The organism is Microcoleus sp. PH2017_05_CCC_O_A (assembly GCF_020738785.1).
Taxonomy (GTDB): Bacteria; Cyanobacteriota; Cyanobacteriia; order Cyanobacteriales; family Microcoleaceae; genus Microcoleus.
In genome coordinates this window covers 1-16,798 of the sequence record NZ_JAEQCB010000056.1, presented here as the reverse complement: position 1 = coordinate 16,798, position 16,798 = coordinate 1, and the positions used below count along the sequence as shown (strand labels likewise).

The following is a 16,798-nucleotide window of genomic DNA, read 5'->3' as shown; positions in this document are numbered from 1 at the left end:
TCTGTGCCCTCTGCGCCCTCTGCGGTCAAAAAATCTTACTCAAAAAAACAACCCATAACGAAAAATAATCACCAGGAAGAAAGCGCAACGACAAATCACCAACATTAGACAATCTCAAACTCCAGATTGTGATGCTTCACCAAATCAAAGCTAAAATGGTCAACCACATTAGTATCGCTCAACTCCAGATTATAAAAATCCACAAAATCAGCATCAAAATAAGGCCCCGCGTGCCAAGTCCCCACATCTAACTTAATAAAACAATCACCCGGAATCCGAAAAGCAACAATATCCTCCAAACTAGGTCGATCGCTATCCCCAGGAGGCGCAACAGCCATCAACCAATCCTTCCCTTCCAGAGAACCCAAACACTGAGTACATTCAACGTGCCGCGTAATTTTACCAAACTTGCGACCCTTCTCGTGCAACCGCATAATGTAAAATCTAGGAATGCCATTTTGCAAATTTAACTTAGCATCCTCATCATCAAAAGACTTGCCATCAAAACTCGCAGAAATAACTTGACCGTAACTCCGAAAATTCTCCGATGTTATCCATTGTGCCGGCAATTGCTTCATTGAAACTGATGTACTCATAAATCCCAACACCTCCTCACTCATTTCATCAAAAACATAATACAAATACTCCTCTATCTCTCTTCTCTGCGCCCTCTGCGCCCTCTGCGGTTAAAAAAATCTAATTCACTCGATCGCCCAAAACACCCTTACAATCAAAATTAGAACACTGCTGCAAAAAACGAACCGCAATATCAGGGTTCGCACCCCAGTGCAAATGCAAATAAGCAGCGTGCACCCCATAAACCCCCCAACCTTCAGCAACCGCCTCAACTTCTCCCCGTTTGCCGTACCTCCAACTGTGATAAATTGGATTAGTTGGTTCCACTGTTAAATGCGATCGATGAAACTCATGTCCCCAAACCACATCCCCCGCAGTTAACACCAAACTATCTCCCACCGCCACAGCTTCTCGATATCCCAGAGTCAAACGCTTTCCCATCGCAGCCACAGCCGGCAAAACTCCCACTCCTTGCCAAGAATTCCCGTCGAAGTCTACAATCGAATCGCACAAGTACATCAAACCGCCGCACTCCGCATAAGTCGGCATTCCCGAAAAAATCGCACTTCTGACAGCATCCCGAATTAAAACATTACCGCTTAATTCCCCAGCAAACACTTCGGGAAAACCACCGCCAAAATACAACCCCTGCACATTCTCAGGAAAAACCGAGTCATCCAACGGACTCCAAAATACCAACTCGGCGCCCAACTCTTCCAGCAAATCAAGATTGTCCTGATAGTAAAAATTAAAAGCCCGATCGCGCGCAACTGCAATCCTCACCGAAAACTTTTTTTCCAAACAGTTGACAACATCATCTTTTTTAGTTACAATTGAGTAAGGGAGACTGTATCTACCCAAAAGTTGCTCAGACCCCTCACCCCCCCCATGAGGAGTTGCAGCCAATAAAGGTAAAAGTTGCTCCCAGTCAAAACTAACAGCAGCCAAATCAGCCAATTTATCGATCGCACCGTGAAGATGCGGCAACTCCTCGGCCGGAATCAAACCCAAATGCCGATCGGGAATCGTCACAGCCTCATCCCTACGCAAAACTCCTAAAATCGGTAAATTGAGCGGTTCCAGAGCATCTGTCAGCAGATCCAAATGTCGATCGCTCGCCACCCGATTGAGCACCAAACCCGCGAACTTAAGATTTGGGTTAAAAGAACGAAAACCGTGGGCGATCGCAGCCACAGAACCAGAAAGCCGGCTGCAATCTATCACAAACAATATCGGCAAATTCAACAAATAAGCAACATGAGCCGTAGAAGCAAAGGAAATAGGATAATTTTGTTCTTCTTCCCTCTTCTCTCTTCCCTCTTCCCTCTTCCTTCTTCCTTCTTCCTTCTTTGGAGAAACCCCATCAAATAAACCCATTACCCCTTCAACCAAAGCACAATCGACATCTTGAATGTGGCGGGAAAAACACTTTTTTACATAAGATTCAGACGTTAAAACCGGGTCTAAATTCCGACAGGGGCGGCCAGTCACAAAAGCATGAAACATCGGGTCAATGTAGTCAGGGCCGACCTTAAAAGATTGCACGTTCAAGCCGCGGCGGATTAAATAAGCTAAAAGGGCGATCGTTACAGTAGTCTTTCCTGCCCCGCTTCGTTCGCCAGCAATTACTAAAGCCATAGTTCTAGTTAGTTACAATAAATACTGAAAACAGATAGTTGATAAAGTTATGAGTGTAGCTCTCTCATCTATTAAATAATGCTTTAACGAACCGCGAAGACACGAAGAACGCGAAGAAAGAAAGAAGAATATAAAGTAGAGCAGACATTGCCTGCTCTACTTTATATTAACTCAATTCCTTCTTCCTTATTCTATCCGTTACATCCGTTACATCCGTTACTTGCATCCGTTGCCGAACTTCTCTTTACCTCTTAGCCAACTTCAGCATTTGAGCCGTCACCGCCAAACTTTCCTCGTACAGCATATCCCGGCCCCAACTCTGCAAGTGCTGGCCCAGCAACTGTTCCGTCACCTGATCGAACAGAGGAGTCACCTGGTTAAATCGATCGGTTTGAGCGCCTCCCTTCATTTCCATCCGCATACAGCCCCCCGTTTCCGAACACAGAACCGTACCGCAGGCCGCTTTCTCGTTCGTAGAATTTAAACGCAGAGCAATTAAATCGCCGGGGACATCGCCCGTATCGGCAATCGGAATCGCAGCTAACTCGGCTTCTACAACCCGTTCGTCCGCACCTGCGAATTTAATGCGCTTAATTTGGTAATCGCCCTCTTCTTGCTTGAAAGCAACCGGACGCCACTGAAGCCGGCTCGCCAGCCAGCCCAAATACATCAGCGCTTGAGTAGAATTGCCTTGTTCGTAATCGATCGTCACTCGATCGATCTCCCGAATTGCCGCCCTACGTTCCGGCGGATCGAAGGCCTCGGCAGCCAACTCCTGCCACGCCGCCAGCCTGCGCCAATTCAAATCCGCGATCGGAATTCCTTCCTCGATCAGACTTTGCATCAACAGCAATTCCGCTTCAGACTCGGCAAAACTGCTAGAGTCGATAATCACAGAACTGCTAGTTGCCGCCAGCCGCTGGAACAAACCTCGATCGGCATCGGGATTCGCTTTCCACCATAACAAAGTCGGCAAATCCGCGATCGTCAGCGCTGTCACGATCGCGCTCACCCGTTCCAGAGCAGCTTCCGTACCCCGCAGCGTAATATACTCGCAGCAGATCAGATTGCCGCTGCCGCGCTTGTGCACCGGACAGTAAGCAGCCACTTGAGCCTGCACGCCCGTATCTTCTCCCGCCGTCGGGCACAGAGCAATAATCCGGCAGGGATTCGCAGCTACGATCGCATCAGCCACCCCCGAACCCCCGGAACCCAAGCCACTCGAACCCAAAAGCTCTCCCTTGGCATTTTTGCGAGCCACTTCTTCGCGCAACATCGCCAACAATTCAGCGCTAGGTTTGCCACTTCTGGGCATTCCGTAAGCTTTTTGAGCAGCCCTGATGCTAGATGCCGTCATCGGCCCGCTAATACCATCGACAGGCCCGTCATAAAATCCCAGATCCGCCAATAATTGCTGGGTTTCTTCCGGTTCGTACACGACAAAAGTAAAAGTTGCTGCCCTAGTCGCGATCGGAAAATCGCCCTTCGATCCTGATTCTCTGTAACTTTCCCAGATTTTACTCAGTTCTGCCTCTATTTGGTCGATCGACACATCTTTAGGGTTTTGCAGCGAAACCAGAGGCGGAGCTTTCATCGGTGTCATCGTCATCGGTTTTTTCTCCTTTCTTATTGGTTATTGGTTATTGGTTATTGGTTATTGGTCATTGGGCATCGGGCATCGGGCATCGGGCATCGGACATTGGTCATTGGTCATTGGTCATTGGTCATTGGTCATTGGTCATTGGTCACAACTGCTATCACGCAAGAGTTCCCGAACATTAGGATTACTAAATTAGTCCTTGATGATTCTTAAGTTAGCAACTCTTACCTAATGACAACTAACAACTAACAACTAACAACTAACAACTGACAACTGACAACTGACAACTGACAACTGACAATTGACTTTTAAAGTCGTCGCCACTTGCGGCCGTCTCTGTTAATCATTAATTCTGCTTCTGCCGGTTCCCAAGTACCAGCTTCATATTTAGGAACCAAACTTTGGTCGTTGGAAGATTCCCAAGCCATCAGCGCCGGAGTTACCACCCGCCAAGCTTCTTCCACTTCATCAGAACGGGTAAACAAAGTTTGGTCGCCCAGCATACAATCAATCAACAGGCGATCGTAAGCATCCGAAGATGTCACCCCAAACGAAGCACCATAACTAAAATCCATATCCACCGTCCGCGTCCGCAAATCTGGCCCCGGCATTTTCGCCTCAAACCTCAGCGAAATCCCCTCATTGGGATGCACCCGCATCGTCAAAACGTTAGGAGTAGTTTGTTGGGCCGCCGACTGAAAAATTAACAGCGGCACTTCCCGAAACTGAATTGCAATTTCGCTAACTTTTTTCGGCAACCGCTTACCAGTCCGCAGGTAGAAAGGCACTCCCTGCCATCGCCAGTTGTCAATCATAAACTTCATCGCCACAAAAGTCGGCGTTGTCGAGTTGGGAGCAACCCCCGGTTCTTCGTGATAACCCGGCACGGGTTTGCCTTTCATCCACCCTGCGGAATATTGACCGCGAATCGCGGAAAACTCTAAGTTATTCAAATCCGCCAAGCGAGTTGCTTGCAGAACTTTCATCTTTTCGGTGCGGATGCTGTCAGCATCGAGGGAGTTTGGCGGTTCCATCGCCGTCAGACAGAAAATCTGCATCAAGTGGTTTTGCAGCATATCCCGCAACGCCCCAGAGGATTCGTAGTAACCGGCCCGGTCTTCTACGCCCACAGTTTCTGCAACGGTAATTTGTACGTGATCCACAAATTGGCGGTTCCACAGCGGTTCAAAAATCGCATTAGCAAACCGGAACACCATTAAATTCTGAACAGTTTCTTTACCCAAATAGTGGTCGATCCGGTAAACTTGCTGTTCTTGGCAAACCTGCTGCACCACACGGTTGAGAGCTTTTGCCGAACTCAAATCGCGGCCGAAGGGTTTTTCAATTACCAAGCGGTGTTTGACTGGATCTGCCAGCAGTTGAGCGGCGCCGAGTTGCCGAATTGCTTCGGGGAAAAAGTTCGGGGAAACCGACAGATAAAATATGTGATTGCCGCGAGTTCTCCTTTCTTCATCGAGTTCGGCTAAGAAAGCTTTGAGTTTTTGATAGCTTTCGGGGTTGTCAATGTCGCCCGGACAGTAGTACAAACCTTTGGCGAAATCTTGCCACAATTCCTCATTGCTAATACCGCCGCCAAATTCTTCGATGCCTTCCCGCATTTGTTCTCGGAAGTAATCGTGACTCCAGGGACGGCGGGCCACACCCACGACGGTAGTTTCTGGTGGTAAACGCCGATCGAGCTTCATCTGATAAATTGCTGGTACCAGTTTGCGCTGGGTGAGATCGCCGGAAGCTCCAAATATCACCAGAATTTGCGGTTCCGGCATCCGTTCTTTTCGCAAACCAACCCGCAGTGGATTTTCAAGTATCGTTACCATTTATTTTCCTTGTTCTAGTGCTGTTAATCTTGCCAGTACAGCATGATAATTTGCCGTCATTTCTGCTAATTGCTGGGTCAGAGAGTTGATCTGCCCTTCATATTCGGCTTTGACTTCCGCCCGGATTTCCTCTCTGAGTTCCGCTATAACTTCCGCCCGGATTTTAACCCTTTCAGCAGCTAGTCGAACTTCCCAATCTTTATCTCGTTGTCGCAGTTCAGCTTTTAGCTGCCTGTTTTCGGCTCGAAGTTGCTCCATTTCCAACGCCACAGCAGCAGCACGCCGATCCCTCTCTCTGTTTTGCTCTCGGATTTGCTGTCTGAGGCGTTGATTGTCCGATCGCAATTTTTCCAATTCTGAAGCAGTATCCTTGGGAGTTCGCCCGCTTCCTAGCGATGGAAATCGCTGTTCAACCAAACGCTGAACTGCTGCACCAGTAGGAATCCCGTTGGGCGATGACTCTACTGCTTCTTGCCAAATTTCTAGCTGTACCTCGGGGGGCAATCCCTTTAATGGGCGGATTTGATATTCTTTAACAAGGGAATTGTGTACGTTCGTACACAAATTTTCCATAATCTCAGCCGCGTCAATGAACTGATAAGCTCTTCGTTTCGTGATTCCCCACTTTTCGTGGCAATAAGCCTCAAAATTCTTGTGGGTTTCCCGGTACAGTTTTTGTTCCCGAATTTCCTCAAGGGCTTTGCCAACTTCGTAAAAAGTATGAAGTCCTTGTTCTACGATCGATTCGAGTTGTTGAAGCCTCGCCCGTTCAGCGATATCCAGTTGGGCGTTGACTTCCTCGCTTTGTTGAATGGTATGGGGAGTTAACATAACACTTCTTTAGCAGTCAGGTATGAAAAATCAGGAATTTGCGGACTTGATATTCTTTGACAAGGGAATTGTGTACGTTCGTACACAAAATATTCTTTGACAAGGGAATTGTGTACGTTCGTACACAAATTTTCCATAATCTCAGTCGCGTCAATAATTGGGGACGAGCATTTAATCAGGATTCAGGAGCCAAAACGATTATGTGTTCAGACTCCTGAGAGTTTCTGCCCTTACCGATACCAAATCGGCGAACTATACGGGTGCGAGCCTCTTAACTTTCTCTTCCAAGGAATCCATCAGGGATTGGAAGGGGCTGACGAATTTCTCGATCCCGTCCAGGAGCAAGTCTTCCATCACTTTGTCCAAGTTGATGTCGATGTCGGGATCTTTGAGACTTTCGATCAGACTGTAAGCTTCTGCAACGTTATTCTCAATCCGGGGCGCGACATCGCAGTGATCGAAACAAGCTTCAACGGTGTTCGGTGGCAAAGTGTTCACCGTATCGGGGCCGATTAGCTCATCCACATACATCACATCGCTGTAGTTGGGGTTTTTAGTGCTGGTACTCGCCCACAGCAGTCGCTGCACTTCGGCTCCCTTTGCTGCTAATGCTTGCCAACGATCGCTCGCGACGATCTCTTTATACTTCTGGTAAGCTACCTTGGCATTGGCGATCGCAATTTTCCCCTTCACTGCTTCCAGTTTGGCTTTGGTGGAAATATCTGTGACGTTTTTGAGTTTCTCGTCAATCTTGCCGTCAATATTGATGTCGATCCGGCTCAAGAAGAAACTGGCAACAGAAGCGATGTTGCTCACATCCAAACCCTTAGCTGCCCGCGCTTCCAAACCGCGAATGTACGCCCAGAAAGTTTCGACGTAGCTGTCAACCGAGAACAGCAAAGTCACGTTAACGTTAATCCCTTCACTGATGACTCGCTCTACGGCGGGCAAACCTTGAGCAGTTCCGATCGCCTGATAATAGCGCAAGGCTTCGCTAATTGTACTTTCTGTGTCATTCGCGATCGTCGGTGGCACTTCGATACTGATGTAACCGTCCAAACCCTTGGACTCTGCGTAAACTGGGGCGAAGATGTCACAAGCATTGCGGATATCTGCAAATACCAGAGATTCGTAAATTTCGAGTACAGATTTACCAGCCCGGATGCCCGCTTCAATATCAGCATCGTAAATCACATTACCCGCGATCGCCTTCTCGAAAATCGCCGGATTAGATGTGATCCCCCGCAGTCCCCGACTTTCAATCATCTGCTTGAGTTCGCCGGACTCGATCAGATTGCGAGTCAAATTGTCCATCCAGATACTCTGGCCAATTTCTTTGATTTCTAACAGGTGATTCTTTGTCTGGTCCGTCATTGATTTAACTCCTAAACTTGGATAATTGGTAATGGGTAATGGGTAATTGGTAATGGGCAGTGAAAACTTTCTTCCTTCTTCCTTTTTTCCTCTTACTATCTTCCAACTTCGGTCTAATAACTAACAACTAACAACTATCAATTGACAACTGTCAACTGTCAACTGTCAACTGTCAACTAACTTCACTCTTCAAGTGTTATGGGATTGCGCGATCGCTCTTTAATAAAAGACTCAACCAACGCTACATTTTCTTTACTGCCAATAATCAAAGGCGTGCGCTCGTGAATTTTAGTCGGCACCACGTCCAAGATGTCTTGAATACCCGTACTAGCGCGCCCTCCGGCTTGCTCCATCAAAAACGCCAAAGGAGCCGACTCGTAGAGTAAACGCAATTTGCCATCGGGGTTTTTCACGGTTCCGGGATACAAAAACACGCCTCCCTGAAATAAAATCCGGTGAAAATCTCCCACCAAAGCCCCGCCGTACCGAGCAGTGTAGCCTTGATTTCGATGTACGTAGCGAATGTAATCCCGATAAGATTCTTCCCACTGCCAAAAGCTACCTTCATTGACACTGTAGATCGGGCCGTTATCTGGAATCTTGATGTTTTCGGTTGATAGAATAAACTCGCCTAAACTGGGGTCGAGGGTAAATGAATGAACGCCCTGCCCGATCGAATAAACCAGCATTGTACTGGGCCCATACAGCACGTAGCCGGCAGCGATTTGTTTGTGCCCGTGTTGGAGCAAATCGGCAGCAGAACCGTCTTCATCATCCCCCTCTTGCTTGCGGATGCTGAATATGGAGCCGACATTGAGATTGATGTCAAGATTGGAAGAACCGTCTATGGGATCGTAGAGCAGACTGTAACGCCCGATCGGACAATTTTCAGGAATGTAATAGGGTTTTTCCATTTCCTCCGAAGCCAAGCGGCAGACAAGTCCACTTTGCTGGAATACCGAGATAAACACTTCATTAGCATAGATATCCATCTTTTTGACAGATTCTCCCTGCACGTTTACAGCCCCTGTAAACCCTAAAGCATCTTCCATTAACCCGGCTCTGCTGAGTCGCCTTGCGATCAACTTTGCAGCCAATCCGATGCGACTCATTAGGGCACTCAAATCCTGAGCATCTGCTGAAAAGCTGTGCAGTTGCTGGAGTACATGACGGGATAGAGTCGTACAATCGCGGTCTAAGGCTTGTACCTGCTCGGTTTGGCCTAGGCGGGCTTCCCCTGTCGGCGCGTTTACCATGATTTTGATGTTCTCCCTGTCTTGTGGCTCGCTAGTTTGGGATTTTTCAGGTGTTCCTGAATCGGCGATGAGACCGATAGTCCTGCAACTTCTATTTTAGGGAGGGTTTTGCGATCGGGCATGGAACTTTAGGTGAACTTTAGATCCCCAGACAAAATTGAAGAGTGCGATCGGCTATTTAGTCGGGAATTGTATTCAAAATCACTAAATTTTTTATTTAACCGCAGAGGACGCTTAATTTTTGGAATATCTCATCGGCGAGCGAAACGAATGTTATAATTAAGTTATAAATCATACTTTGCAGAACGAACCCGATCGCGAAACTTTAAGACAACAAACTTTCAATAATTATTGCCCAAATTGGAAGTTTGTTAAATATGTGGTTTTTGATTTGAGTTAAAACTCGATCTAATTTAACCTCAATAGACTTAATAGTGTCAGCCATCAACATTACATTCTTATCAATTTGACTATCGTAGTTATATACTAAATTGGTAATCGGAGTTTTTTGTTTATAAATATCCTTAATAATATCCAAGCAATCTGCTTTGAGCAACAAATAACTTATATACCGTTTGTAATAAAAATCAAAATCAACTATTTGATTGCAAGATTTTAAGTAACTTCCAGAAATAACAAATAGAGGAGATACTCTTCTCCACAAACTACCAAAATCATGAAATCGATCGGAATTAACCTCTTTCTCATAGTCAAAATATTGGGTATAAATAGCTATTTGCTCGGAACGCCACAAATAGCCTCTTTGATTTAGTAGCATTTGCGCTCGGAATAAATAATCATAAGATTTTTGCGTAATTAATAATCTACTTATGTCTATTTTATCATCATCTATTATGTAATCGACATATCTTAGATGTAAATCTAAACATAGTTGTACAGTTCCCCAAAAAATAGCATTTTCCTGCTGCTCTAATAATCCTAGTCCTTCTAACATAGGTAGTGTGTGAAGATAGAAATATTGTTGGGCGGTTTCTCGATCCTCCACATCTATTAACAAATTTTGACAACCTAAAGTTAATTTAGAAGTCAAAATCTTTTTTTCTAAATCAATAACATATTGTAAGTCTTTTCTTTGAATATTGTTAATGACTTTTTCTACCAAACTCATTATATTAATCCGCTCCTACAAATTAACTCAATATGGTAATCCCCACCTAAAAATGAGCAATATTTTATACTTGATTCACAGAACTCCCACTAAATGAAGTATCATATTGCAAGCCCAAAGGCGTCGATCTGTTACTACAGAAATTCCGCAGTTAGTTACTTCAATTATTGAACAATCTTTAGCTTCTAAAATGTTCCCAATTACCGATTGAATTAAGTTGCCATGTGTAACTATCAAAAATAAGTTTTGGTCGTTATCTTTTGATATTACATCGCCCACAAAATCATTAAATCTTCTAAAAGCCTCTTCATAGGACTCTTCTAGATTTTTTTCAATTAACCGCTCATCATAGTTAACTTCCATCAAAGAATTAACCTCATTTTTGATAATCTCTGCTGATAACTTTGCTCTAACAAGAGTAGAAGAATATAACTTAAAACTTCTTTCTACAAGAAATGGTTTTAAGGCTTGTCCAGTACGTTCTGCTTGAGTACATCCTTTTAAAGTAAGTACATCTTCTTCATGATTTTCAAGGAGTGTTTTAGGTTGATTAGATACGCACTCACCATGTCTAATTAAAACTAAAGTATACATTTTGTTTTCCTCCGCTAAATATTTGTCTGCCTATTACTAAATGCGTGTTCAAATTTGCTAAATTCATATTTTTTTTACTTGACTAATTTTTTCACAGATTTAACCAGCAATTGAACTTTGTTGTCAGAGCTTAAATCTTGCCGTAATATTTCTTGAATTGCTAAACTATTAGCAACAAGTTTATCGAGGTTAAGTAAGATTAGCTCGCAATCTTCCAGCAGGTTTAAATGTCTCAATGCAAACATAAAGCATTGCCAAAAATAAGGAGCATTAGGATATTGCTCGATACAACTTTGATAAAATTCTGCCGCTTTCTGATAGTCTCGATCGAGATAAGCAGTATGTCCGCATATTAAGTCCAATAAAATTGAATCTCCCAACTGAGTTGATTTTAAGATCTCTTCTAATTCTTTTAAGCCTCGATCGTGGTAAATAGCTACTAAAGTCTCAAGAATTGGATCCAAGGGTTGTCTTAGATAAGTTAAGGGACGTAAATCAATATTTGGGGCAATTCCTAACCATTGACACGATTGACTTAATATTGTATTGATGTCCTTATTTTCCAAATCAACAGAGAGTTTAATGGGAAATATTTTAGTTTCCACTAAATTAGGATTTTCTGCTTCCCATTGCCGCTGATGTTCTTTTAGTCTCAAGTCAATCAGTTGTTGTTCTATTTGAGGAATTTCAGGTTCAACTCGATCGATATTTTCTTCTATTCCTTCAATCAAGCCTCGACCAATCGAAGAAAATCCTGCATTTGTTCTTAAAACTTTAAGTGCTGTTTGCAGTTGTTTTTTAACAGTATATACTCTTTGTTGCAAACGCTTTTCCTGTAAAATAGGCATATCTGTTTTCAGAAGTTTATTCCCAAATTCTAAAACAGCTTGAAATACATAAGTTCCCTGCAAAATACCACCGAGAGGCCGGGGATCATCACGCCAAGGAGAATAATAAATTTCTTCTGGACTACCTTCTACAAGGATTGGATCTAAATTTAATAAAGCATGAAGTTTGTGATGATGATATTCATGGACTAAAGCTTCTACTATTACTGAGGTATCTGACATCCAAGATAAAATGAGAAGTCCGGGTATTTCACGAAATGTCTGGCTTATATGAACATCAATAGCATGGGAATGTACGGGGACTAAAGATTGGACACCCATGAGAATTTCACTTGCTAATAAACTTGAACAACTATCTATCCAAAACCAAGCTTCCTCTAAACTAGATAACCATTTAATAGTGGTATTTGGTGTTAATTCTTCAAATCTTAAATCATAGCGACCTCCTAAATGTAAGTCACTATCAAAACCATTTAATTCAATTCCATTATTGAGATGAGGTATTTCATTTTGAATCATTTCCAACTTTTGATTGTCATCTGTATAAATATTAAATTTGTCATTATTTGTGGTAGTAAAACGCAATCTTTTAAAGGCAATATGTTGAGGGTGCTGTAAATAAATTCCAGTTCCGGGTATGGCAATAATTCCAGCACTATCGGTATATAAATAACACTCAAAATTTTCTATCTTGTCATATGTTGCCATTGCTAAAATAAAGTTTATGAAAGATTCCAGATGAAACTTAATGTGCATTTCTGGAAAAAGAATATGAGCTTTTCGGTTCACCAATTGCCAAGCGGTATCTAACCAAATACTAAAGGATGGATAGCGTAAAATCTTTCTTTGGGCTTTTTTAGAAAAAGATTTTACCAACTCAAAAGATTGACGAAAGTTGGTATCATCGTCAATTAACGGAGGTGATTCAGATCGCAGTTTTTGATAGAGATTGCTTAACCTTAGCAAAGTTCTATGATATTCTGCCAAGTAAATTACTTGAACTAATGGATCGGAAGCCCCTGTAGGAGAAACTAATTTTTTTATCGTATTACTATTCAGCTCGATTTTCATTGCATTAACCCTAATTTAATCAAAGGAAGTTTGACTTAACTTCCGTATTTTTTTTCCTCTTTATTGTTTGCATATCTTCAATTACTTGTCGGCGAATTGTAGTAATCAGTTTTTTGAGATCGGAACAATACACTGATGGATTATGAAAGTAATTTTCGCGAGAGTATCTATGGGGAAGATAACCACCACCACAAACTTTAACTAAGTTACATTCTTGACAATTTTTACTCAAATATTGCCACTTTTCTTGACGCTCAATAACTTTTGGCGAGTTAAAAATATCATCAAAACTGTGGGTAAATATATTCATTCCTAACTTGGTAGCTTCGGGATAAGTAACTTTCAAAGAATCAACTGCTTCAATATCACCGTTGGTTTCAATAACGGCAAAATCAACAGGGTCTAAACCCCATTCTTCTGAATTCCCTTGCAATCCTAGCATTAGCGAAATAATTTCTTCAAATTTCCTGATTTTGATTGTTTGAGGTTTTTGATGATACCAAATGTTAAAAATCTTAAGTAACCAATCTGCATAAGGGCTTACATCAAGAGATTGTTCTTTACCAAAAGGTCTTAGATCGTGGTGATGTAAAGGGAATAAAAAATCAATAAAAGGAGGCTTATGTTGTGATAAGTACGAATATACTGTTTCAGGATCGTTGTTGAGATCGATCACACATAAAAAACCAGTCCATATTTTACGTCCTCGATCGCTACTTAATAATTCAAGAGTTTTTTCCAAACTGGAAAATGAAGATTTACCTTGATGGTCTAAGCGATGCAGATCGTTAGCTTCTCGATTCCCATCCATACTTAAGCCGATACTGATATTATTAGAAACACAAAAATCTAAAATTTCATTGTTTAACAAAACTCCGTTAGTTTGTATACCAAATTCTAACTTTATGTTGAGAATATTTGTGGTTATAATATCTTTAAAAGTTTTAATATATTCTAATCCCGCTAAGAGAGGTTCTCCACCGTGCATTATTACAGCAAATTCTGATAATTGATGTTTTTGGGTATGTTCATCAATTCTCTTACCTAATTGTGTAATAGTTGCTTCTGACATTTTAAAAGGTTGCTGTTGCCAACTTCGATCGCTATGCTGATACATATAGCAATAATCACAGTTAAGATTGCAACGGGATACTACTTTACAAACCAGTGAATGTAAGGGTTTAGGTACAAATTCAGTCATAACTCTATCGTGTCTTCATAAAATATTTAACTTTTGTCTAGATTGAATAGCTACTATTCGGGGCAAATTGTAGCTATTTAATACTACTTGACCTTGTTATAATTGTTAAATATTACCAAGCACCTTTACTATGCTTTGTATAAGAACTATAGCTAGAATGTTTGGGATGACCCGATGAACGGGAAGAAAAGTTTTTTTCCAAAACATTACCAAGTGCTGTGTTTTTGAGTAAACCTATGTCACTTAAGTCAAATTCTTCAAGATCCAGAACAATACAATCATTTTGTGAGTGAGTATCAGTTAGTAATTCTTCTTTTGCTTGTGTCATTTTAGAAATGATCCTAATAAATTATAGGTAACGGAAAAAATGGGAGTGCGATCGGAAAAAGCCGGATTTCAACTGGAGTTTTGTGACACAATATTAAGCAAAAAATAGGAAAAGATAGGAAAAAATAGGAATCAGGTTAAGCTATAATGGGTAAAACCTTTACCCTCTATAGCTTTTGTGAATGTAAGCCAACTGTTACAATTTGTCGATCGGCTAGTGGTTGAACGAACTGGAAAGCACCTAGATGATGTTCAAAGGGCTGTAGTTGAGGGGACTTGGCAAAGACAAACCTATGATGATATCGCCCAGAAGTGCCATGTCACTAAAAATTATGTAGGTGATGTAGGTGCTGAATTATGGCAACTTTTATCTGAAATATTGGGTGAGGATATAAAAAAATCTAATTTTTGTTCTAGCTTAGAAAGAGTATATATTGAATCATCTGACAATTCTAATATTTACAATATAAATGGCAGTAATAATAATTTTTGTCCTACACAAATATCAAATCAACTCTGCCCAATAAATAAGCTCAAGGAAAGTGAGATAAATACTCAATCTACATCACATTATCACGATTTAACAGTAGCACCTCAAATAATCAACTTTTACGCAAGAGAATCTGAAGTTAAAACCCTTTATAATTCGATTAGCAATGACAATACTCGTTTAATCTCAGTATTGGGATTGAGTGGAATTGGTAAAACTACTCTAGTTAAAAGGTTTGTCGATCTCAATCTACAAGAATTTGAAGTAATTATCTGGACAAGCCTAAAATTCCCTAAATCTTTAGAGTTATTGGTTAATGATTTATTGAATGCTTGTAAACAAGAAGCTAAACAAACTATAGATGATAAGTTAAAACAATTATTAGATATTTTTAGAGACAAAAAATGTTTGATTATTCTTGATGATGTTCATAATATCTTTATTCCCGGTCAATTTGCCGGACAATATAAATCTGAATATCAAGATTATCAAAACTTGTTCGCCATGATTGCAGAAACTGAGCATCAAAGTAATGTGATTCTAATCAGTCAAGAGCAATGTGCGGAAATGGAGTGTTTAGATGAGGAATTATATCCGATTAAATGTTTAGAGTTATCAGATTTAGATGATGTGGCAATTCTGAAAAGTACAGGACTAAAAGATGAGGACTGTTGGTTAAAATTAATTAATTTATATGAGGGTAATCCGGTTTATTTAAAAAGTATTGCTATTTTAATTAAAAAGATTTTTGATGGTGAGGTTGCTGAGTTTTTAGCCGAGAATAGCTTGATTATTACCAAGGATATGCAATATAACTTTCACCAGTTATTTAAGAGAATATCACCTATTGAACAGCAACTTGTTTTAGAATTAAGTAAGTTCGAGCAGCCTGTATCCAGAGAATATTTAAGACAGAGTTTAGATTTATCATCAATGGATTTAATTAATGGTTTACAATCTTTACAACAAAGGTATGTAGTAAGGAAGATAAAAGAGGATAAAATTTTGTTTAAATTGTCTTCTGTTTTTCAGGAATATGTAAAGAATTGTTGTTTAAATTTACAACCCTAAATTTGAGACTTGCGCGTTCATACTCAAGAGACTGGGTTTTTACTGAGATTTCAGGTATTGAGCAAGTATATATTTTCGCAAAACAACCCAGTTTCCAGTGCATCGAGTTTTTTATTGACTAATTTATCAATTTGTGCAGTATCGGAGTTCGATCGTACAATAGATTTTTTATCAAGCTAACCTAACAGGAGTCACGCACGCCACCAAAGAAACCGGGTTTTTTACCGAATCTGAGGGCTGTAATCAGGTATTTTCGTAAAAACCCGGTTTCTGGACTCCCATGTAAGTCCTACTCAACTAACTGGAGACTTGTGCTCCTTCAGTATCAAGCCCGATCGCCCTGACATCAGCCTTCACCCCAAATTCCCCCCAAGCCGCCGCCATTTCCCTCACAACCGCATCAGCATTAGTAACATCCGTTAAAGCCAAAAGCGTCGGCCCCGCACCGCTAATTACCATCCCACAAGCCCCTGCATTCAACGCTGCTTCTTGCACCGCTTCATATCCCCGAATCAGAGATCGGCGGTAAGGCTGGTGAATTTTGTCTTGGAGGGCGCAACGCAGCCAATTGCGATCGCCCGTAGCCAAAGCCCGCACCAACAAACCGAGATGTGCAGCATTGAAAATCGCGTCAGCCCTGCTGTAATCTGTTGGCAAAACTCGGCGCGCCTCGGCTGTAGAAAGTTCAAAATCGGGAATCGCTACCACGGGCACGAGATCGGGATGCCACGGAATGTCGCAAATTTGCCAGGAACCCCCCCCCTGCCCCCCCTTGCTAAGGGGGGGTGATTCTCTTAGCCCCGCTTCGCTAAGGGGGAGTTGTTCTCTTAGCCCCCCCTTACTAAGGGGGGGTTGGGGGGGTGTATTGCTAGCAGCAAGGCGACATCCTCCGAGTAAAGCGGGGACAACGTTGTCGGGATGTCCCTCAAGTTCGATCGCCAACTGCATCACATC

General features: G+C 42.0%; 14 protein-coding genes. 1 reads left to right on the top strand and 13 read right to left on the bottom strand.

The genetic code is table 11. The features are described from left to right. Positions 1–104 precede the first annotated feature (104 nt). The 12 genes from JGK20_RS14515 to JGK20_RS14460 form a co-directional block, all read right to left on the bottom strand. Entirely contained in the window at positions 105–596 is a 492-nt protein-coding gene (locus tag JGK20_RS14515) for an ureidoglycolate lyase (RefSeq protein WP_293174575.1), read from the bottom strand. 100 nt (positions 597–696) lie between these two features. Further along, positions 697–2,214 (bottom strand): cobyrinate a,c-diamide synthase, encoded by a 1,518-nt coding sequence (locus JGK20_RS14510; RefSeq protein ID WP_293189725.1) that lies wholly within the window; start codon positions 2,212–2,214, stop codon positions 697–699. Between the two features lie 244 nt (positions 2,215–2,458). Then, positions 2,459–3,823: a glucose-6-phosphate dehydrogenase assembly protein OpcA gene (gene opcA / locus JGK20_RS14505; RefSeq protein WP_293174581.1), complete on the bottom strand. Its 1,365-nt coding sequence runs from the start codon at positions 3,821–3,823 to the stop codon at positions 2,459–2,461. Positions 3,824–4,122: 299 nt separating this feature from the next. After that, a complete protein-coding gene (gene zwf, locus JGK20_RS14500) occupies positions 4,123–5,652 on the bottom strand; it encodes a glucose-6-phosphate dehydrogenase (RefSeq protein WP_293174584.1) in 1,530 nt (509 codons plus the stop codon). Then, a complete protein-coding gene (locus JGK20_RS14495) occupies positions 5,653–6,483 on the bottom strand; it encodes a hypothetical protein (RefSeq protein WP_293195681.1) in 831 nt (276 codons plus the stop codon). A gap of 252 nt (positions 6,484–6,735) precedes the next feature. Beyond that, positions 6,736–7,857, bottom strand: a complete 1,122-nt coding sequence (tal, locus tag JGK20_RS14490; protein WP_293231025.1) for a transaldolase — start codon at positions 7,855–7,857, stop codon at positions 6,736–6,738. A 182-nt stretch (positions 7,858–8,039) separates the two neighbouring features. After that, positions 8,040–9,113, bottom strand: coding sequence for a class 1 fructose-bisphosphatase (gene fbp / locus JGK20_RS14485; protein WP_293174592.1), 1,074 nt, complete (start codon positions 9,111–9,113; stop codon positions 8,040–8,042). 325 nt (positions 9,114–9,438) lie between these two features. Continuing rightward, positions 9,439–10,242 (bottom strand): hypothetical protein, encoded by an 804-nt coding sequence (locus JGK20_RS14480; protein ID WP_293231022.1) that lies wholly within the window; start codon positions 10,240–10,242, stop codon positions 9,439–9,441. A 75-nt stretch (positions 10,243–10,317) separates the two neighbouring features. Beyond that, complete coding sequence (locus JGK20_RS14475) at positions 10,318–10,836, bottom strand: phosphoglycerate mutase family protein (protein ID WP_293231019.1); 519 nt, start codon at positions 10,834–10,836, stop codon at positions 10,318–10,320. Between the two features lie 74 nt (positions 10,837–10,910). Further along, a complete protein-coding gene (locus JGK20_RS14470) occupies positions 10,911–12,755 on the bottom strand; it encodes an HEXXH motif-containing putative peptide modification protein (protein WP_293231016.1) in 1,845 nt (614 codons plus the stop codon). A gap of 19 nt (positions 12,756–12,774) precedes the next feature. After that, positions 12,775–13,956: an FxsB family cyclophane-forming radical SAM/SPASM peptide maturase gene (locus JGK20_RS14465; RefSeq protein ID WP_293231013.1), complete on the bottom strand. Its 1,182-nt coding sequence runs from the start codon at positions 13,954–13,956 to the stop codon at positions 12,775–12,777. A 112-nt stretch (positions 13,957–14,068) separates the two neighbouring features. Further along, a complete protein-coding gene (locus tag JGK20_RS14460; protein WP_293231010.1) occupies positions 14,069–14,284 on the bottom strand; it encodes a hypothetical protein in 216 nt (71 codons plus the stop codon). 177 nt (positions 14,285–14,461) lie between these two features. Between JGK20_RS14460 and JGK20_RS14455 the strand changes: the two genes are divergently transcribed. After that, positions 14,462–15,844 carry an NB-ARC domain-containing protein gene (locus JGK20_RS14455; RefSeq protein WP_293231008.1) on the top strand — a complete coding sequence of 461 codons (1,383 nt, stop codon included), beginning with the start codon at positions 14,462–14,464 and terminating at the stop codon, positions 15,842–15,844. 297 nt (positions 15,845–16,141) lie between these two features. Here JGK20_RS14455 and thrB read toward each other — a convergent pair. After that, a partial coding sequence (gene thrB, locus JGK20_RS14450) for a homoserine kinase (protein ID WP_293231005.1) occupies positions 16,142–16,798 on the bottom strand: 657 nt, incomplete at its 5' end.